A 17,909-nucleotide genomic window follows, 5' to 3' on the forward strand; every position below is an offset into this window, starting at 1 on the left:
TTGAAATGAATAATAGGGGAGAGAAGGCGTGGCAGAACAACAACTCTCAGTGGATGAGAAAAAAGTAGAATCAGAAACTAATACGACGCTTGAAAAAGTTGTCAGCCTGCTTACGGATAAAGGTATTTATCCTAATGACGTGCAAAAACAGATGTTATTTTCTCACGTTAAAGCCATGGTGTTACGTTCTCATACGGGTGAAGCATTACCTGAAGTCGATATTTCTCTCTTCGATGAAATTTCGCCTTTATCTCTAAATTTAGCAGAGCAGGTTGTTAGCTGGTTTAATAATCTGGCCTATGAAGAAGCGCATTTATTATCTGTCCACTTTGAAGTGGCCAAAGAAAACGAATTAAGTTGTGTAACGGGAGAATAATCATGACTGCAATTAAGGTGGTAATCGGTGATCGTCTGGGTAAAGGTCAGAAAGTGGGACAGGGTGTCGAAGCTGCTGGCGGTGTTGCAGTTGTCATCCCAGGGGTTGCGGCTGATATGAAGCTGGGCGACGTAATGAAGCAGGAAGACGCGAATCTGGGGATCTCTTTCTGCGGCAGCGGCGGCGCTGGTGCAATTACGGCTCAAACTAAGCATGGTTACAAAGCAAAATACGGTATGCGTTCGGTTGAAGAAGGCGTAACCGCAATTAACGAAGGCTATAACGTGCTGGGTTTTGGTTTTATGGATAAAGAAGAGTTAGGACAGAGATTAGTTGAAGCGTATGCCAAAAAATACGGTGGCTAATTTATGAAAGAAAATATCACGACGACGGTCACCGTCAGTGGTAAAAGTGATACCAAGCAGAAAGCTTTTGCCGCCGCTTTAAGTAGCGTTCAGGGTGCATTACTGCGGGAATCCAAAAAGGTATTCCTGAGAATTGAACCAGTCGATATTAAAGTCATTAGGGCAGAAGAGAAAATAACGACCGAAAAGTTTCTTTTCTTTTTCTTGCCAAGAAAGAAATACCTCTATTCTGTAACCATTGACGTTACGGTAAATATGACAACGGTTGATACCGATAAAATTGATTTTAAATTAGCACCCTAAATATTTGATGCTGCGTCAAATATAACGGTATGTAACTACTCCAGTGTATTATCACAATAGGAGAATATTAATTATTTAATGTTCTCCTGTACTCCATCGTTTTCAGCATGCATGCCAAAAGCGGCAGTTTGAAAGACGACGGGTATATAACATTATAAGGAATATGCTGATGTTTCTAATTATCCTCCTGAAGTCGATTATTATCGGCGGATTGGTTGGCGTGGGGGTTGGCGCAGGGGCCGCGCGTATGTTTCATGCGCCCACGGTTCAGGGTATGGGGGCGTTCCGTACTTTAGGCGAGTTGAATTCCTGCGAAGGCGATCCGGCTTCCCACTTCTCTTTTGGCTTGGGCTTCTTCTTTAACGCCTGGGCATCTTCCGTTGCCGCCGGTGCATTCACGCAGGACGTCGATCACCGCATCATCCCTAACTGGGGTGCCGCCGTATTGTTGATGAAAAACCGCGACTTAGCTACCACCATGCACGACCCTAAAAAGATGGCGATTGCCTGCGGCATCATCGGTGTGATTGTGGTTGCCTTCCTGAACTCAACGGCTTCGGCGGTACCTGCCGCGTTGCAAATCACCGCGGTGAAAGTGTTGGTGCCTGCGGCGAACCTGCTGGTGAATACCGTGATGCCAGTGATTTTCTGGTTAGCTGCCATTGATGCAGGGCGTCGCTCTGGCTTCTGGGCCACGATTTTCGGTGGTTTGGCGCAGCTCATCATGGGGAACGCCGTACCGGGGTTGGTATTGGGCATCCTGATTGGTAAAGGCGTGGAGGAGAGCGGCTGGAACAAGGTTACTAAGATCATGATGGCGGTTATCGTGCTGCTGTTTGTGCTGAGCGGGTTCTTCCGTGGTTTCGACATGAAAATGCTGGAGTCCTTCCATCTTGGTGTGCCGTTCTGGTTAGACCAAATCCACAATACCCTTAGCGGCAAATAATCAGGCGGAGTACAGATAATGGACGAGAAATTAAAGAATAACTTCTGGTACGCCGACTGGTCATTCCCGATCTTTGTTGGTTTGCTCTCTGCCGGTGTGTTCGCCGGTACACATATGTACTACCTGTACGGTATCGGCGCATTTAACGAAGTGGCGTTTGTTTCTATGCTGCGTGCGGGTATCGATACGGGTTCTTACGGTGCGGTCGCGGCATTCGGGGCGAGCTTCCTGTTTGCCCGCATTATCGAAGGTTCCTTAGTGGGGATTTTGGATATCGGCGGTGCTATCCAAACCGGCGTCGGTTTGGGGGTTCCTGCACTGCTACTCGGGGCTGGCTTTGTTTATCCGGTAGAGAACTTTGGCGCTTCGCTGGTAACCGGCTTGGCGATTGGTTTAGCGATTGGCTATCTGATTATTCTGGCGCGTAAATTTACCATCAATCAGAGCAACTCAACCTACGGTGCTGACGTGATGATGGGCGCGGGGAATGCTTCCGGTCGCTTCTTGGGGCCGCTGATTATTCTGTCTGCGATTACCGCGTCGATTCCTATTGGTATCGGCTCACTGATTGGCGCTCTGCTGTTCTATCTCTGGCAGAAACCGATCACCGGTGGTGCAATTCTGGGTGCCATGATTTTTGGCTCAATTTTCCCAGTCGCGATTTAACCATTCAAATCTCCTCAATGCCCGCGCCGTGGTGCGGGACATTCTTCACCTGAACTAAGAAGTAAGAAGGTGTGCGATGTACGATTTAATTATTAAACAGGGAAAATGTGCCGACGGCAGCGTGGTGGATATTGCTGTCAAAGAGGGAAAAATTGCGGCGCTAGGCTCGCTGGAACATAACGCGACGGCGACTAAAACACTCGATCTGCAAGGCCGATATTTCATCAGCGCTGGCTGGATTGATTCCCATACCCACTGTTATCCCTCCTCTCCCATTTATAACGACGAGCCCGATCTGGTGGGTGTTTCCAGCGGCGTGACCTCCGTTGTTGATGCGGGAAGCACCGGCGCTGATGACATCGATGAGTTTTATCGCCTAACCCGTAGCGCTAAAACCAACGTGTTTGCCTTTCTGAATATCTCCCGCATTGGTCTGCTGCGCCAAAATGAGCTGGGAGATATGAATGATATTGATGATGCGCTGGCGCACAAGGCGATTCGGGCGCACCAAGGCTTTGTGGTCGGTATTAAGGCGCGAATGAGCAGCAGCGTGGTGCAGCAAAACGGGATTCAGCCATTGGTTCGCGCCAAAGAAATTCAGGCCAATAACGGCGGTTTACCGCTGATGGTGCACATCGGTAACAATCCACCAAACCTCGATGATATTGCTGATTTATTGACTCAGGGTGACATCATTACCCACTGCTATAACGGCAAACCGAACCGCATTTTGACCCCAGAAGGGGAGTTACGCAGCGCGGTGAAGCGTGCGTTGGATCGCGGTGTTTTACTCGATGTGGGGCACGGTAGCGCCAGCTTTAGTTTTGATGTGGCTGAAGTGGCTATCGCGCAGGGGATTTATCCGCACACCATTAGCTCTGATATTTACTGCAAAAATCGTATTAAGGGGCCGGTTTATAGCCTGGCCTACGTGATGTCTAAATTCCTGCTGGTAGGGCTCTCGCTGCCACAAATTATCAATTGCGTCACTGCTAATGCCGCACAGGCGCTGCGCTTGCCAAATAAAGGCCGCTTAGCCGTGGGCTGCGACGCTGACTTTACGATTTTTGATGTGGTTGAGCAGGCGCAGGTTTATGCCGACTCAGAACAACAAAGCAGGAGCGGGCAAACCCTGATCCTGCCGCTGGCCGCCGTTGTGGCAGGGCAGCCAATGCTTACTCAGGATGGAGAATCCAGAAATGTCTTCTAATCAGTCTATCTATCAGAAATATAACCTGAAAACGGTGATCAATACTTCAGGCCGTATGACCATTTTGGGCGTGTCGACGCCGCGCGAAGATGTGGTTGAAGCCGTTAACTTTGGCCTGAATCACTATTTTGAAGTCAAAGATTTGGTGAACAAAACCGGTCGCTATATTGCTGATTTGCTTGGCGTGGAAGATGCGGTGGTGGTGTCTTGCGCTTCTGCGGGGATCGCTCAGTCGGTGGCTGCGGTAATCGTTAAAGATAATCTGTACCGTTTGGAAAACCTGCATGCACATCCGCATGATGTTCCCAGCGAGATCGTAGTGCCAAAAGGCCATAACGTAAACTTCGGTGCGCCAGTAGGCACCATGGTGCAACTGGGGGGCGGTACGCTGCGCGAGGCGGGATATGCCAATGAATGCTCCCCAGCGCAGCTGGCTGCGGCAATTACGCCAAATACGGCCGCCATTCTGTATATCAAATCCCATCACTGTGTGCAGAAAAGCATGCTGAATGTGGCACAGGCCGCTGAAGTCGCGAAAGCTCACCAGCTACCGCTTATTGTTGATGCGGCGGCCGAAGAGGATTTGCAGTGCTATTACCACATGGGCGCCGATCTGGTGATTTATAGCGGTGCTAAGGCGATTGAAGGCCCAACCAGTGGTTTAGTGATCGGTAAGCAGCAGTATGTTGAGTGGGTGAAGCTGCAGTCCAATGGGATTGGGCGGGCGATGAAAGTGGGTAAAGAAGGCATTCTTGGCCTGACTCAGGCCATCGCCAGCTATATGACGCTTGAAAAAGAGAGCGGCCAGCAGATGGTCGAAAAAATGACGGCGTTTATTAAGAACCTGAATTCACTCAACGGCGTACAGGCAAAAGTCGTTTGGGACAGCGCCGGTCGCGATATTGCGCGCACTGAAATCGCTTTCGATCATGCGGCATTAGGGATCAGCACGCAGGAGATCGTTGATCGTTTGAAGAACGGCGATCCCGCGATTTATTTCCGTGGCTATAAAGCTAACGAAGGAAAAATTGAAGTGGATGTGCGTAGCGTTAGCGCCGAGCAGCTGCATACCGTTTACCAATGTATTAAAGCATTGTTCTAATTAAGGGAGTTAACTGATGCAACTGACACCTAAATTTTATAAAAATCGTGTTTGCCTGAATGTGCTAGCGGGTTCCAAAGAGAACGCCCGCGAAATTTATGAAGCAGCTGAAGGCTATGTGCTGGTTGGGGTGCTATCGAAAGACTACCCTGACGTTTCTTCTGCCGTGGCGGATATGAAGGAATACTCAGCGCTGATTAATAATGCGCTGTCTGTGGGGCTGGGAGCCGGCGATCCTAACCAGTCGTTGATGGTGTCGCAGATTTCAGCGGAGGTACAGCCACAGCATGTGAATCAGGTATTTACCGGCGTGGGCACCAGCCGTGGAATGCTGGGGCAGAATGCATCCGTGGTGAATGGCTTAGTGTCGCCCACCGGAACGGTCGGACAGGTGAAAATATCTACTGGCCCGCTGAGCAGCCAAGGCCCCGATGCGATTGTGCCTGTCGAGTCTGCGATTGCGCTGTTGCAAGATATGGGCGGCAGCTCGGTGAAATACTTCCCAATGGGCGGGTTAACATGCCGTGCGGAGTTTGAGTATGTGGCTAAAGCCTGTGCGAAACAGAACTTCTGGCTAGAGCCGACGGGCGGGATCGATCTAGATAACTTTGAAGAGATCCTGAAAATCGCGCTAGATGCTGGCGTAGAGAAAGTGATCCCGCATATCTACAGTTCGATCATTGATAAAGCCTCGGGGAATACGCGTCCGCAAGATGTTGCACGGTTGCTTGGGATGGTGAAGAAGCTGGTGGGTTAGTCTTTTTTTGGCTGGGAGAGATAACTTCTCCCAGTCTCGCTCGTTGGCAGAAGGAAGAGCCGATCGAGAACCATTGAACCGCAGTGAGTGATCCCCTTTTCTGAGAAGGGATAGAGGGAGATAATTTTTTAAGGGTGTTTCAGCCGTTCTCTTTTTTCTCGCCGCGAAGTAATTCCGAATTCTGCCCGTTAGATCACATTACTTGCCTGTCTGCATCTGTTAGTGAACGATATAATTCCAATGCAACCATTCACCTTATACCCGTCATACTTCAAGTTGCTTATGCGTTGGCTGCACCCGCTCACCCCAGTCACTTACTTGAGTAAGTGACTGGGGTGAGCGGGTTTGCCGCCTTCAAGCAACGTGAATTATTTTGGGTATATGATCTGATACATCAGTGTAAAGTTGGTCCATAAATTGCCTCTGCATATTTGGTTTTCTCTATGATTTTTTTGCGCAGGGTTGCGTCCATCAGTAAGTTAGCAGCGGTATTAGCATGATCTCATTTCCTTATCCTCGTTTAAATCAGGTATTTGACGCGCTTCTTGAGGAGACATTGCCTCAAGAAGAGTTAGCGCGGCGTTTTGCTGTCTCTACTCGAACCGTGCGAACCGATGTTACCGCGTTGAATGATATTCTGAGCCAATATGGTGCCGAGTTTGTGCATTTGCGGGGCAGCGGCTATCGATTAGACGTGCATGATGCCGACCGTTTTTCGCTACTACAGCAGCAAAGCCGAGCGACGCGAAGCGTTCCGCGCTCGGCAAAAGATCGTGTAACTCATCTATTGCTACGTTTTTTGGCACAGGGCGATCCAATCAAACTTGATGATGTGGCGGATAGCTGGTTTGTCAGCCGAGCATCGCTACAAAGTGATATGGCCGATGTGCGTGATATGGTGGGTAAGTACGGATTAACGATAGAAAGTAAGCCGCACTATGGCATGAAGCTGTTTGGTAGTGAGAACGCGGTGCGCGCCTGTTTGGCAAACCTGCTGTTTCAGTATCCTGCGGGCGACCCGCTGTTTGGTGAGCTGCGGGGCAAAGTATTGCCTGAAATTGATATTGCCCAACTGCGCGAACAGCTACACCTCACCATGCAGCAGTATCAAATCCGTTTAACAGATGAGGCGGAGCAGCAGTTGCTGATCTATTGCGGCATTATTTTGCACCGCATTCGCACCGGTTTTGTGTTAGAGGCGCTGGATGTTAGCGACGTTGAACCGGTGTTTACTCAGGCCGCGCGTGACGTTGCCCGTTACCTGGAAGAGCGATTTGGCTGCGGTATTCCTGAAACCGAAGCGGCCTATCTGAGCGTGCAAATTGCCGCCCGACGTATCACGGACGCCAGCAGCCTGCAAAATATCGACGGTGATGAAAACCACGCGCTGGTGAACCACATTCTTGATTTTATCAACGAGCATTATAACTACGATTTACGCGGTGATGAGCAACTGAGCAGCGATTTGCTATCGCATATTGCGACCATGATGACCCGTGCTAAGTACCAGATAAATATTCCTAACCCTCTGCTTGAGCATATCAAACAGCATTATCCGCTAGCGTACGATGTGACGCTGGCCGCGGTATCGAGTTGGGGAAAAAATATGCCCTATACCATTACCGATAATGAAATTGGCTATCTGGTTTTACATATTGGCGTGGGTTTAGAGCGGCATTATGACATTGGTTACGAGCGCCATCCGCAGGCATTACTGGTATGCGATTCTGGTATGTCTACGCTGCGCTTGTTGGAAACTAAGCTGAAACGTGAGTTTCCACAGTTGATCGTTAATCAGGTGGATTCGTTAAGAGAGTATGAAAAGCTTGAACATATCGAAGAAGACTTTGTTATCTCGATGGTGAAAGTGCCTGAAAAGAATAAACCGATTGTGACCGTAGCCCCTTTCCCAACCAGTTTTCAGCTAGAGCAGCTAGCCAAACTGGTATTAGTCGATCGTACTAAGCCTTATATGCTGGAAAAGTTTTTTGATGCGGCGCATTTCTGTATCTTGGATGAACCTGTTTCGCAGGCTGATTTGTTTGCCCGAATTTGCCATCAGATCCAGCAGGAAGGGTATATCGACGCTGATTTCCATCCTTCGGTGGTTGAGCGTGAAAGCATTGTGTCTACGATGCTGGGCGAGGGCATTGCCTTACCCCATTCATTGGGATTGCTGGCCAAGAAAACGGTGATTTATACCGTGCTTGCTCCGCAAGGCGTGCGTTGGAGCGAGAACGAAACGGCGCATGTGATCTTCCTGCTCGCCATTAGCAAGCAGGATTACGAAGAGGCGATGGCTATTTACGACTTGTTCGTGACCTTTATGCGAGAACGCGCTGTAGGACGGTTATTGGCTAGCACTGACTTTGAACAGTTTAGGGCCATTGCGATGGATTGTTTGAGCCGCAGTTAATTCCATCCTATTGATAGAGTTGAATAAAAAAGCCTCTGCATGCAGAGGCTTTTAAATATAAAAATTTAACACTCAGTCTTCATCAAACCCGGCTTCAAACAGCGAAATGACGGCTTCTAACGCTTTGTCTTCATCCGGCCCTTCGGCCTGAACCTCAATATGACCGCCTTGAGCAGAATCTAACATCAGAAGTGCGATAACGCTGCTGGCTTCAGCTTCAACGCCGCTTTCGTTACGCAGCAATACTTCAGCATCAAAGCCTTGAACCAGTTCAAACAATTTCATCGCTGGGCGAGCATGCATACCCAAACGGTTTTTGATTTCCACGGTTTGCTTTACGGTCATACAACGGGTGCCTATTTACGTTTTTCAAGCGTACGGTGGCGAGATTGCACGTTTTTCCCGCGTGAGCGGAAATAGTCTGCAAGCTGCTCCGCCACATAAACAGAACGATGTTTGCCGCCGGTACAGCCGATGGCTACCGTGAGATAGCTGCGGTTGTTGGTTTCCAGCATTGGCAGCCACTGTTCCAAATAGCTGCGTGTCTGATAAATAAAGTTATGCACTTCGGTATGACGATCCAAAAATGCAGCAACTGGTTTATCTAGACCTGTCATTGGGCGCAGTTTAGGATCCCAGTGCGGGTTAGGCAGAAAGCGAACGTCGAAGACATAATCGGCATCAATGGGAATACCGTGTTTGAAGCCAAATGATTCGAATACCATCGTCAGCTCGCGCTCGCGTTTGCCAAGCAGGCGCGTACGCAGCATTTCTGCCAGTTCATGTACCGACATTTCGGACGTGTCGATAATAAGATCGGCGCGTGAGCGTAATGGCTCCAGCAAATCACTCTCTTCATCAATGGCGCTTTCCAGCGACAGATTTTTAGCTGAGAGAGGGTGCAGGCGACGGGTATCGCTGTATCGACGGATCAGCGTATTACGATCGGCATCTAAAAACAGCAGCTGCGGAGAGAAGCTGTCAGGCAGACTGTCCATCGCTATTTCCAAAACTTCTGGAGATTCTGGCATGTTGCGCACGTCAATACTGACGGCGGCGGAGGTTCCACGATCGGCCAGAGAGCGAGCTAAATTTGGCAAGAGCTCAACGGGAAGATTGTCTACACAATAAAATCCCATGTCCTCAAGCGCACGTAACGCAACGGATTTCCCTGAACCGGAACGGCCGCTGACAATCATCAGCACCATGTCACAACTCCCCTTGAGTTCGGACAGCCGCATGGCTGTCTGTGGAAATTTGACCTCCCAAAGGAGGTCTATCACAAATTGTTATACCCAATGTAACGTGACGCAGCACATCCTGCCACTGTTTTGACAGCGTGCTAACGCATTATTCTGTAATGATTTTGTACAGCTCATCATCGCTTTGCGCGCTGCGTAGTTGGCGGCAGACGCCTTTATCGGCCAATTTCTGCGCCATGATAGCGAGTGTTTGTAAGTGGGTTTTGCATTGGTCTGCAGGGACCAGCAAGGCAAACAGCAGGTCAACGGGTTGATTATCGATAGCATCAAAGCTTATCGGCTGTTCTAGATGAATGAAAACCGCAATGGCTCGCAGGGTGTCTTCCTCAAGCTTGCCGTGAGGAATCGCAATGCCGTTGCCAATGCCGGTGCTCCCCATACGCTCACGCGTTAAGATCGCATCAAAGACGATCTGTGGTGGCAGGTTCAGCTGTGCTGCCGCCAGTTCGCTGATAATTTCCAGTGCGCGCTTCTTGCTGGAACAGTGAACTGCATTGCGTGTGCACTCCGGACTCAGTACGGAGGTTAATGGCATAGTTAAATCGTTACTCATCTCATCTTCTTCATTTAAATCAGACCAAAGGGCTGATTTTTCATGCTCCCCATGATGGCTTATCGGCCCGTTTCATGGAAGAAACAGGCCGATGAAGTCAGCAGGCGTTTAAACTATTTAAACGCTAGTGTTGTTTCAATTTGTCTTTATGTTTATTGAGCTGGCGCGCCAGTTTATCAACCAGAGTATCAATAGCAGCATACATATCTAGCTGCTCCGAGGTAGCATGCAGCTCACCGCCGTTAATATGTACCGTTGCTTCCGCAATGTGTTGGATTTTCTCCACGCTCAGTACGACATAAACCTGATTTATTCGGTCAAAATATTGCTCGAGCTTGCCAAATTTTGTGGTGACGAATTCGCGCAAAGCTTCGGTAATTTCGACATGGTGTCCGGTAATGTTGAGCTGCATAGTGTCTTCCTTCTCTGTTATGGTCAAACCAATTGTTTGCGTTGGTTTGACGGTGGGATGGACAAAGACTCTCGGTATTTAGCAACGGTACGTCTGGCAACCATAATACCCTGATCGGCAAGCAAGGTCGCTAGCTTGCTGTCGCTCAACGGTTTGGCAGGGTTCTCCGCCGCAACGAGTTTCTTCACGAGTGCACGGATCGCCGTTGAGGAAGCTTCGCCGCCATCTTCGGTGCTGACGTGACTTGAGAAGAAATATTTCAGTTCAAATATGCCTCGCGGGCTGTGCAGAAACTTCTGCGTTGTTACGCGCGAGATGGTGGATTCATGCATTTCGACCTGCTGGGCAATATCAGCCAGCACCATCGGCTTCATGAACTCAGCGCCATTATCAAAAAATGCCTGCTGCTGTTCTACGATACAGCGTGACACTTTCAGCAAGGTCTCATTACGGCTTTCCAGACTTTTAATCAGCCACTTCGCTTCTTGCAGATTGCTGCGGATGAACTGGGTATCGCTATCGCTTCGGGTTTGTGCGCCGAGCGAGACGTAATGCTGATTAATTTTGAGACGTGGAACGCTGTCCTGATTTAATTCAACGGCCCAACGGCCCTGATGTTTGTGCACCAAAACATCTGGGATCACGTAGTCGGATTCGCCGGTATTGATAGAAAGCCCTGGGCGCGGATCGAGCGTTTGGATCAGCTGCATCGCCGCTTTGAGGACATCTTCTTTTAGCTTAGTCGAACGCATCAGATTACGGAAATCGTGATTCGCTAAGAGATCTAAATGCTTATCAACAATGAGGCGTGCTTCGATAAGGAAAGGTGTTCCATCGGTGAACTGGGAGAGCTGAACGAGTAGGCAATCACGCAGATCGCGAGCGGCAACGCCAACGGGGTCGAAACGCTGTACGCGTTTAAGTACCGCTTCGACTTCATCCATCATGACGTGCTCATCGCCCATGCTCTCTAAAATATCGTCGAGAGAAGAGGTGAGGTAGCCCGTATCATCCACGGCATCGACGATGGCGGTGGCAATAGCCAGATCGGTATCGCTAAACGGTGTGAGTTCAACTTGCCACATTAGATAATCTTGCAGGGTCTGGGTAGTTTCCCCCTGATAGATCGGTAGCTCGTCGTCGCTGTAGTCCGTTCCTGTTCCTGATGGGGTGCCAGCCGTATAAATTTCGTCCCATGTGGCATCGAGAGGAAGTTCTTCCGGCATATCCGGCTGCTCTAGCTGTTCGCGTGTGTCCAGCTCTTCGTTGACTTCTTCCGTTGAAGTTTCGATTTCATCGTGAGTGTCATCTTGTTCAAGCAGCGGGTTGCTTTCTAATGCTTGTTGAATCTCTTGCTGAAGCTCTAGCGTTGATAATTGCAACAGGCGAATCGCCTGCTGCAGCTGTGGAGTCATCGCTAGCTGCTGACTTAGCCTGAGTTGCAAACCTTGCTTCATAATCGCGAGCTCATTTCCATTGGTGTAAGCAGAGTGCCTGCTAAACTAAAAAGAGTCCGGCCGCATGAAGACCACCGTGCGGTATACCCTGCACGATGGCGCAGAGTAAATATGACGCAAGATAGCCGCCGTTACAGACGGAATTCTTCACCCAGATAGACGCGTTTAACCTGCTCATCGGCCAAGATTTCAGATGGCGTACCATGAGCAATCAGGTTGCCCTGGTTCACGATATAAGCACGTTCACAAACGTCTAGCGTTTCACGCACGTTATGGTCGGTAATCAATACGCCCAAACCGCGGTCGCGCAGGTGTTCGATAATTTTTTTAATATCAATAACAGAGATTGGGTCAACGCCCGCAAAAGGTTCATCTAACAGGATAAACTTAGGATTTGCGGCTAGAGCGCGTGCAATTTCAACGCGGCGGCGTTCACCACCGGACAGCGATTGTCCGAGGTTGTCACGCAGATGAGCGATGTGGAACTCTTCCATAAGCTCATCGGCACGATCGGCACGCTGCTCTTTGGTTAGATCTTCGCGAATCTCTAACACGGCCATAAGGTTGTTATACACACTCAGGCGGCGAAAGATAGAGGCTTCTTGCGGCAGATAGCCGATCCCACGGCGAGCACGTGCGTGCAGCGGCAGTAGGCTGATGTCTTCATCGTCAATCTCGATGCGGCCCGCATCACGAGGCACGATACCAACAACCATATAAAAGGTGGTGGTTTTACCCGCACCATTCGGCCCTAACAGCCCTACGATTTCGCCTGAGTTAACGGTGAGGCTAACATTTTCAACGACGCGGCGGCCTTTGTAGGCCTTGGCCAGATTTTCAGCGATTAAAGTTGCCATAACGAATTAGTTACTCTTGGTCTGTGAGGACTGACTAAACGGAGATTTACCCTGCGGCGTTGCAGGTTTGCTCTGCGGTTTCGATTTGGCTGGAGCTGCCGCCGGAGCTGCTTTGCCGCCTTTATCCTGCAACTGGGATGGGATCAGCACCGTGGTTACGCGCTTGCCTTTATCGCTAAAGGCTTCCATCTGCTGTTGTTTAACCAGATAGGTGATTTTGTCGCCTTTAATGCTGCTATCAACCTGTTTCAGGAAGGCATCGCCGGTCAGAATGACAAAGTCTTTATCCAGTTCATAACGCAGTTTCTGTCCATGACCACTCACCGGTTTGCCGTTGTCTTGCATCTGGTAGAAAGTGACGGGATTACCGTAACCTTCAACAACTTCTTTTCCTTGAGCACCGTTAGGACGGATCACCACAACTTTATCGGCGTTGATTTTGATGGTGCCCTGAGTCACGACCACATCACCGGTAAAGGTCACGGTGTTGCCTTGCATGTCCAAAGACTGCTGAGCCGAATCAATATGGATCGGTTGCTCTGTATCTCCGGTCAGTGCCAGCACAGGTGCGCTGGCTGCGATCAATGAACCGGCAATGATAAGGCTAAGGATTTTGTTGTTTGTTTTGAATTTCATAATAGGTTTTTACCTTGTCAATCAGCCTTGCGGATTTTTCCCGCATGTTCCCGCGCATCTTCAGACCATGGGAGGTGAAGTTTGACCCATAAAGAGTGACTTCATCATCAGAGCTGACGTCCTGAGTCACTAGATTTACCTGCGCATTATCGGTGGTAATCCTTTCCAATTGCGAGGTCGTCGTCAAACTGTTTACTTCAACGTTACCGTATAAATAAAGCATACGGTCATCGGTAAGTTTTGCTTTGTCAGCGCGAATAGACCAAGTCGGTTGAACGTCCTGATCGTAAGTCGTCAGCACCGGGTGGTTAAACCAACTGGTTTTATCCTCGGTGAAATGCTGAACATCTTCTGCTACCAGCTTATAGCTTAGTTTACCTGTCGGGTCATAAACCACGGTCAGAGTATGCTGGCTGCGGTAGGTCGGTTCCTGATTATTCACGGGGGTTAGCACGGTATCGGAATCATTTTCGGTGAGATTCCATCCAATTAGTGCCAATGCAATAACCGTTAATAGCAGGATGACCCAGCGTTTGGTTTTACTCATATTGATAGTCCTTTGGCCTCATCCAGCTTGTTCTGTGACTGGAGGATAAGGTCGCATAACTCACGAACTGCACCGCGCCCGCCTGCAATACGGGTAACATATTGAGCGCGCTGCAATAAAATAGGGTGCGCGTCTGCTACGGCAACAGAAAGTCCTACTTTGGCCATGACTGGCCAGTCGATCAAATCATCGCCAATGTATGCAACCTGATGAGGCTGCAAATTCAGATCGGAGAGAATTTTTTCAAAGGCAATCAGTTTATCAGATTGCCCCTGATATAGGTGTTCAATTCCCAACGTAGCCGCGCGGTCGGCGACTAATTTGGATTGACGACCGGTAATGATCGCCACATGAATGCCTTCGGTAATGAGACAGCGGATACCATAGCCATCGCGAACGTTAAACGCTTTTAGCTCTTCGCCATTGTTGCCCATGTAAATCAGACCATCAGATAGCACGCCGTCTACGTCGCAGATGACGAGACGAATATCTGCTGCACTGTCCATGATTTTACGGGCAACCGGGCCGTAACAGGTAGCGATATTCATACCTTGTTCACTCATTAATTTTTCACCTAAACGTTAAATCTTAAACCACGCCAGCGCGCAGCATATCATGCATATGAACGACGCCGATCAGTTGATCGCCATCAGCAACCAACAACGACGTGATATGACGAGCTTGCATCAGGTTTAATGCATCGACCGCTAAGGCGTTTGGACGAATACGAATTCCGCCAGATGTCATCACGTCGGCAATTTTCGCATTGTTTAAATCAACACCCAAATCAAAAATCCGGCGTAGGTCACCATCGGTGAAAATGCCTTCGATTTTCATCAAATCATCACAGATAACGGTTAACCCAAGGTTTTTGCGCGTGATCTCCAGCAGGGCATCGCGCAGTGAAGCATCACGGCTGACGTGCGGTAATTCGCTTCCGGTGTGCATGATGTCGCTGACGCGCAGCAACAATTTACGACCCAGCGCGCCGCCAGGGTGCGAAAGGGCAAAATCCTCAGCGGTGAAACCGCGCGCTTGTAGCAGGGCAACGGCGAGCGCGTCGCCCATCACCAACGTTGCGGTCGTGCTGGTGGTTGGCGCTAGCCCTAACGGACAGGCTTCCTGCGGGACTTTAACACACAGATGGATGTCTGACGCTTTACCCATTGAACTTTCAGGGTTATTTGTCATGCAGATCAGCTTAACTTTTTGGCGTTTTAGAACCGGAATCAGTGCTTGGATCTCGTGAGATTCGCCAGAGTTAGAGATCGCCAGCACGATATCGTGTGAGGTGACCATGCCAAGATCGCCGTGGCTAGCTTCGCCGGGATGCACAAAGAACGCCGGGGTTCCTGTGCTGGCGAGCGTGGCGGCAATTTTGCGGCCAATATGACCGGATTTGCCCATGCCCATCACGACAACTTTTCCCATGCAGGAAAGAATAGCCTCGCAGGCGTGGGTGAAGTCCTGATTAATATATTGATCTAGCTGTGCCAGTCCTTCGCGTTCAGTCTGAAGAACCTGCTTTCCCACATGCTGGAAATCAAATCCCGGCTGTAAATCCAAATGTGACATGTTTTTTTCTCACTCGATTCAGCGGTTTAATCGGTGGTACGTGAAATAAATCGGTACTCACCGTCTCGTACTTATTTAATACATACCCATCGGCTGATGCATGAACAGCAGCACGACGTAGGCTACAAATCCGCAGAGCAGCAGCGCTCCGGCTGTTCGTCCAATTTTGTGCTTTCGTCTGATACACAAAGCAGTAAGCATCACGCTCACGCCAAGCATGACCCAGTAGTCGCGGCTAAAGGCGCTGGGATCGAATTGGATATCCCCCTGTGATATGAGGGCTGGAACACCAAGTACAATCAAAATATTGAAAATATTGGAGCCAATAATATTACCCAATACGATATCGTGCTCGCCTTTTATCGCTCCCGCGATGGACGTTGCGAGCTCTGGCAGGCTAGTGCCAATGGCGATAATGGTCAGGCCAATGACTAATTCACTCACGCCGAAATAACGGGCAATGACCGTTGAGTTATCAACGATTATCTTGGCTGACAGAGGCAAAATAATCAGTCCCAAGGCAATCCATAATAAAGCCACAGTATTGCTGGTATCCTTGGGAAGCTCTGCCATTTGCTCGTCGGTGAGCGGATCGTTGCCGTCGCGCATTGCCAGCCGTGCCATTTTTAACATCAGCCACATAAAAGCCGCAAAGGCGAGAATCAAAATGACGCCGTCTACGCGTGTTAGCTGATTATCATAAAGAACAAAACCGCACAGGATAGTTACGCCTAACATTAACGGCAGTTCGCGCCTGAGAATATCAGACCGAACTGAAAGTGGGCGTAATATCGCGGCACTGCCTAAAATAAGTAAGATATTCGCGATGTTTGAACCAATGACTGTGCCAACCGCGGTGTTTATTTGATTATTCATTACCGCGGTAAGGGAAACTGTCAGTTCGGGCAGGGAGGTACCTATCCCCACGATTGTCATCCCAATAATCATCGGCGGGACACCGAATGAGCGTGCTATAGCTGCGGCACCGTAAACTAAGCGGTCTGCGCCATAAACTAAAAGTATTAAACCAACGATCAACAATAGGGTGGCGAGCAGCATGCAGAGTCCTTTGTTGGGTATAATCCAGCGTTTTACAGGTTCTGTACCCGTCATACTTGAAGTTGCCTGTGTGTTGGCCGCATTCGTTTACCCGAATCACTTACACAAGTAAGCCTATCGGGATCCTCTCTCTTGCCGCCTTGATGCAACTCCAATGATTTTGGGTATAGTAAAAAACGTTAAGCGAAAAACCTATTTCCGAAGATCTGGCTTATCAAATGAGGCGGAAATTCTTGAAAATGAGCTACCGAGGCAGCGCTAAGCCATAACTATCGTGAATCTTAACAATTCTGACTGTCGGAGAGGGAAAAGTAAAACCCATGGCACCTTTAGCCAGAAAAACATGAGAATTATTTGCCAGAATGAGCCGGATAAGTCTGGTTTTAGCGTCGTACTCGCAAAATTGTTATAAATATAGCCAAAGTATTGGCGCGGTATTGGGGCAGAACGTGAGAGAATCCCGATCTTTGGAATACCGTTTGGAACGCGTGTGCTGTGAAACCTAATGCAGCTTCATGGATGAAGGCGAAAATCGCCATAAAATCAGTGCCATAAAGATGACTAAGAGAATCTTGCTCATGAATCAACAGGCAACAAATTTGGTGGAAATCAACGGCATGAGTTTTAGCCGTGGTAACCGGCAAATTTTTACCGATATTACGATGACCGTCCCGAAAGGAAAAATTACCGCCATTATGGGGCCTTCGGGGATCGGTAAAACAACGCTACTGCGTTTGATTGGCGGACAGATCCGCCCAGATAAAGGTGAAATCTGGTTTGATGGGCAAGATATCCCATCGCTTTCGCGCCATAAGCTGTTTGAAGCTCGCAAAAAAATGAGCATGCTATTTCAATCTGGCGCGCTGTTTACCGATCTGACCGTATTCGATAATGTGGCGTTTCCGCTGCGTGAACATACCCAACTGCCAGAATCGTTAATCCGCACGACGGTATTGATGAAATTAGAGGCGGTAGGGCTGCGTGGTGCCGGCAGTTTGATGCCGTCAGAGCTGTCGGGGGGGATGGCGCGCCGCGCCGCGCTAGCACGTGCTATTGCGCTCGATCCTGAAATGATTTTGTTTGATGAGCCTTTTGTTGGGCAAGATCCAATAACAATGGGTGTGTTGGTCAAATTGATTGATGAGCTAAATCACTCGCTGGGTATTACCTGCGTGGTGGTGTCGCACGACGTGCCTGAAGTACTGAGTATTGCGGATTACGCTTATATTGTGGCGGATCAGCGCGTTGTGGCTCAAGGTGGTTCAGCGGAGCTCAGCGGCAATAGCGACCCGCGAGTCCGACAGTTCCTTGACGGCATCGCGGATGGACCCGTGCCATTCCGCTATCCGGCTGGCGATTATCGCTCTGCGCTGCTTGGATTAGCCCCATTAGGATCAGGGAGTAAGTGAT

General features: G+C 49.3%; 21 protein-coding genes. 10 read left to right on the forward strand and 11 right to left on the reverse strand.

What is annotated here, in order from left to right; genetic code table 11:
• Positions 1-28 precede the first annotated feature (28 nt).
• The 9 genes from BN1044_RS09750 to BN1044_RS09790 all read left to right on the forward strand — a co-directional run bounded on the left by BN1044_RS09750 (position 29) and on the right by BN1044_RS09790 (position 8,141).
• On the forward strand, positions 29-376 hold the full coding sequence (locus tag BN1044_RS09750) for a transcriptional regulator (protein ID WP_072308507.1): 348 nt from the start codon (positions 29-31) through the stop codon (positions 374-376).
• A 2-nt stretch (positions 377-378) separates the two neighbouring features.
• The gene (locus BN1044_RS09755) at positions 379-741 is read left to right on the forward strand and encodes an SFCGS family glycine-rich protein (protein WP_072308508.1); all 363 of its coding nucleotides are present in this window, start codon (positions 379-381) and stop codon (positions 739-741) included.
• Positions 742-744: 3 nt separating this feature from the next.
• A complete protein-coding gene (locus BN1044_RS09760; protein ID WP_072308509.1) occupies positions 745-1,044 on the forward strand; it encodes a DUF4312 family protein in 300 nt (99 codons plus the stop codon).
• A 169-nt stretch (positions 1,045-1,213) separates the two neighbouring features.
• Entirely contained in the window at positions 1,214-1,990 is a 777-nt protein-coding gene (locus tag BN1044_RS09765) for a DUF4311 domain-containing protein (RefSeq protein WP_025801113.1), read from the forward strand.
• Positions 1,991-2,008: 18 nt separating this feature from the next.
• Complete coding sequence (locus BN1044_RS09770; RefSeq protein ID WP_046459776.1) at positions 2,009-2,656, forward strand: DUF4310 family protein; 648 nt, start codon at positions 2,009-2,011, stop codon at positions 2,654-2,656.
• Between the two features lie 76 nt (positions 2,657-2,732).
• The gene (locus tag BN1044_RS09775; RefSeq protein ID WP_072308510.1) at positions 2,733-3,866 is read left to right on the forward strand and encodes an amidohydrolase/deacetylase family metallohydrolase; all 1,134 of its coding nucleotides are present in this window, start codon (positions 2,733-2,735) and stop codon (positions 3,864-3,866) included.
• On the forward strand, positions 3,856-4,968 hold the full coding sequence (locus BN1044_RS09780; protein WP_072308511.1) for a DgaE family pyridoxal phosphate-dependent ammonia lyase: 1,113 nt from the start codon (positions 3,856-3,858) through the stop codon (positions 4,966-4,968). Before BN1044_RS09775 ends, BN1044_RS09780 begins: the two co-directional genes overlap by 11 nt.
• Positions 4,969-4,984: 16 nt before the next feature.
• A complete protein-coding gene (gene dagF / locus BN1044_RS09785; protein WP_072308512.1) occupies positions 4,985-5,725 on the forward strand; it encodes a 2-dehydro-3-deoxy-phosphogluconate aldolase in 741 nt (246 codons plus the stop codon).
• Positions 5,726-6,221: 496 nt separating this feature from the next.
• Positions 6,222-8,141, forward strand: coding sequence for a BglG family transcription antiterminator (locus BN1044_RS09790; protein WP_072308513.1), 1,920 nt, complete (start codon positions 6,222-6,224; stop codon positions 8,139-8,141).
• Positions 8,142-8,213: 72 nt separating this feature from the next.
• On the opposite strand, the gene npr is transcribed toward BN1044_RS09790, so the two are convergent.
• The 11 genes from npr to BN1044_RS09845 form a co-directional block, all read right to left on the reverse strand.
• Complete coding sequence (npr, locus tag BN1044_RS09795; protein WP_025801118.1) at positions 8,214-8,486, reverse strand: PTS phosphocarrier protein NPr; 273 nt, start codon at positions 8,484-8,486, stop codon at positions 8,214-8,216.
• Positions 8,487-8,497: 11 nt separating this feature from the next.
• On the reverse strand, positions 8,498-9,349 hold the full coding sequence (rapZ, locus tag BN1044_RS09800) for an RNase adapter RapZ (protein ID WP_072308514.1): 852 nt from the start codon (positions 9,347-9,349) through the stop codon (positions 8,498-8,500).
• Positions 9,350-9,491: 142 nt separating this feature from the next.
• Positions 9,492-9,956 (reverse strand): PTS IIA-like nitrogen regulatory protein PtsN, encoded by a 465-nt coding sequence (gene ptsN, locus BN1044_RS09805; RefSeq protein WP_025801120.1) that lies wholly within the window; start codon positions 9,954-9,956, stop codon positions 9,492-9,494.
• 124 nt (positions 9,957-10,080) lie between these two features.
• Entirely contained in the window at positions 10,081-10,368 is a 288-nt protein-coding gene (gene hpf, locus BN1044_RS09810) for a ribosome hibernation promoting factor (RefSeq protein WP_040047149.1), read from the reverse strand.
• Between the two features lie 23 nt (positions 10,369-10,391).
• Positions 10,392-11,825: an RNA polymerase factor sigma-54 gene (gene rpoN, locus BN1044_RS09815; protein ID WP_025801122.1), complete on the reverse strand. Its 1,434-nt coding sequence runs from the start codon at positions 11,823-11,825 to the stop codon at positions 10,392-10,394.
• A gap of 131 nt (positions 11,826-11,956) precedes the next feature.
• Complete coding sequence (gene lptB / locus BN1044_RS09820; protein ID WP_025801123.1) at positions 11,957-12,682, reverse strand: LPS export ABC transporter ATP-binding protein; 726 nt, start codon at positions 12,680-12,682, stop codon at positions 11,957-11,959.
• Between the two features lie 6 nt (positions 12,683-12,688).
• The gene (lptA, locus tag BN1044_RS09825; RefSeq protein WP_072308515.1) at positions 12,689-13,318 is read right to left on the reverse strand and encodes a lipopolysaccharide ABC transporter substrate-binding protein LptA; all 630 of its coding nucleotides are present in this window, start codon (positions 13,316-13,318) and stop codon (positions 12,689-12,691) included.
• On the reverse strand, positions 13,287-13,865 hold the full coding sequence (gene lptC, locus BN1044_RS09830; protein ID WP_072308516.1) for an LPS export ABC transporter periplasmic protein LptC: 579 nt from the start codon (positions 13,863-13,865) through the stop codon (positions 13,287-13,289). Before lptC ends, lptA begins: the two co-directional genes overlap by 32 nt.
• Entirely contained in the window at positions 13,862-14,428 is a 567-nt protein-coding gene (gene kdsC / locus BN1044_RS09835) for a 3-deoxy-manno-octulosonate-8-phosphatase KdsC (protein ID WP_072308517.1), read from the reverse strand. The genes lptC and kdsC overlap by 4 nt, the downstream gene beginning before the upstream one ends.
• A gap of 25 nt (positions 14,429-14,453) precedes the next feature.
• On the reverse strand, positions 14,454-15,440 hold the full coding sequence (gene kdsD, locus BN1044_RS09840) for an arabinose-5-phosphate isomerase KdsD (protein ID WP_040047151.1): 987 nt from the start codon (positions 15,438-15,440) through the stop codon (positions 14,454-14,456).
• 75 nt (positions 15,441-15,515) lie between these two features.
• The gene (locus BN1044_RS09845; RefSeq protein ID WP_072308542.1) at positions 15,516-16,499 is read right to left on the reverse strand and encodes a calcium/sodium antiporter; all 984 of its coding nucleotides are present in this window, start codon (positions 16,497-16,499) and stop codon (positions 15,516-15,518) included.
• A 578-nt stretch (positions 16,500-17,077) separates the two neighbouring features.
• On the opposite strand from BN1044_RS09845, the gene mlaF reads away from it, so the two are divergent.
• Positions 17,078-17,908, forward strand: coding sequence for a phospholipid ABC transporter ATP-binding protein MlaF (gene mlaF, locus BN1044_RS09850; RefSeq protein WP_072308543.1), 831 nt, complete (start codon positions 17,078-17,080; stop codon positions 17,906-17,908).
• Position 17,909 lies beyond the last annotated feature (1 nt).

This window comes from Hafnia alvei (assembly GCF_900095695.1).
In the GTDB taxonomy this organism is placed as follows: domain Bacteria; phylum Pseudomonadota; class Gammaproteobacteria; order Enterobacterales; family Enterobacteriaceae; genus Hafnia; species Hafnia alvei_B.

Bases quoted from the DNA above. Each gene is read 5' to 3' on its own strand.
- BN1044_RS09755 (WP_072308508.1), top strand. From the start codon at position 379: ATGACTGCAATTAAGGTGGTAATCGGTGATCGTCTGGGTAAAGGTCAG.
- BN1044_RS09760 (WP_072308509.1), top strand. From the start codon at position 745: ATGAAAGAAAATATCACGACGACGGTCACCGTCAGTGGTAAAAGTGAT.
- BN1044_RS09765 (WP_025801113.1), top strand. From the start codon at position 1,214: ATGTTTCTAATTATCCTCCTGAAGTCGATTATTATCGGCGGATTGGTT.
- BN1044_RS09770 (WP_046459776.1), top strand. From the start codon at position 2,009: ATGGACGAGAAATTAAAGAATAACTTCTGGTACGCCGACTGGTCATTC.
- BN1044_RS09775 (WP_072308510.1), top strand. From the start codon at position 2,733: ATGTACGATTTAATTATTAAACAGGGAAAATGTGCCGACGGCAGCGTG.
- BN1044_RS09780 (WP_072308511.1), top strand. From the start codon at position 3,856: ATGTCTTCTAATCAGTCTATCTATCAGAAATATAACCTGAAAACGGTG.
- dagF (WP_072308512.1), top strand. From the start codon at position 4,985: ATGCAACTGACACCTAAATTTTATAAAAATCGTGTTTGCCTGAATGTG.
- BN1044_RS09790 (WP_072308513.1), top strand. From the start codon at position 6,222: ATGATCTCATTTCCTTATCCTCGTTTAAATCAGGTATTTGACGCGCTT.
- npr (WP_025801118.1), bottom strand. From the start codon at position 8,486: ATGACCGTAAAGCAAACCGTGGAAATCAAAAACCGTTTGGGTATGCAT.
- rapZ (WP_072308514.1), bottom strand. From the start codon at position 9,349: ATGGTGCTGATGATTGTCAGCGGCCGTTCCGGTTCAGGGAAATCCGTT.
- ptsN (WP_025801120.1), bottom strand. From the start codon at position 9,956: ATGAGTAACGATTTAACTATGCCATTAACCTCCGTACTGAGTCCGGAG.
- hpf (WP_040047149.1), bottom strand. From the start codon at position 10,368: ATGCAGCTCAACATTACCGGACACCATGTCGAAATTACCGAAGCTTTG.
- rpoN (WP_025801122.1), bottom strand. From the start codon at position 11,825: ATGAAGCAAGGTTTGCAACTCAGGCTAAGTCAGCAGCTAGCGATGACT.
- lptB (WP_025801123.1), bottom strand. From the start codon at position 12,682: ATGGCAACTTTAATCGCTGAAAATCTGGCCAAGGCCTACAAAGGCCGC.
- lptA (WP_072308515.1), bottom strand. From the start codon at position 13,318: ATGAAATTCAAAACAAACAACAAAATCCTTAGCCTTATCATTGCCGGT.
- lptC (WP_072308516.1), bottom strand. From the start codon at position 13,865: ATGAGTAAAACCAAACGCTGGGTCATCCTGCTATTAACGGTTATTGCA.
- kdsC (WP_072308517.1), bottom strand. From the start codon at position 14,428: ATGAGTGAACAAGGTATGAATATCGCTACCTGTTACGGCCCGGTTGCC.
- kdsD (WP_040047151.1), bottom strand. From the start codon at position 15,440: ATGTCACATTTGGATTTACAGCCGGGATTTGATTTCCAGCATGTGGGA.
- BN1044_RS09845 (WP_072308542.1), bottom strand. From the start codon at position 16,499: ATGCTGCTCGCCACCCTATTGTTGATCGTTGGTTTAATACTTTTAGTT.
- mlaF (WP_072308543.1), top strand. From the start codon at position 17,078: ATGAATCAACAGGCAACAAATTTGGTGGAAATCAACGGCATGAGTTTT.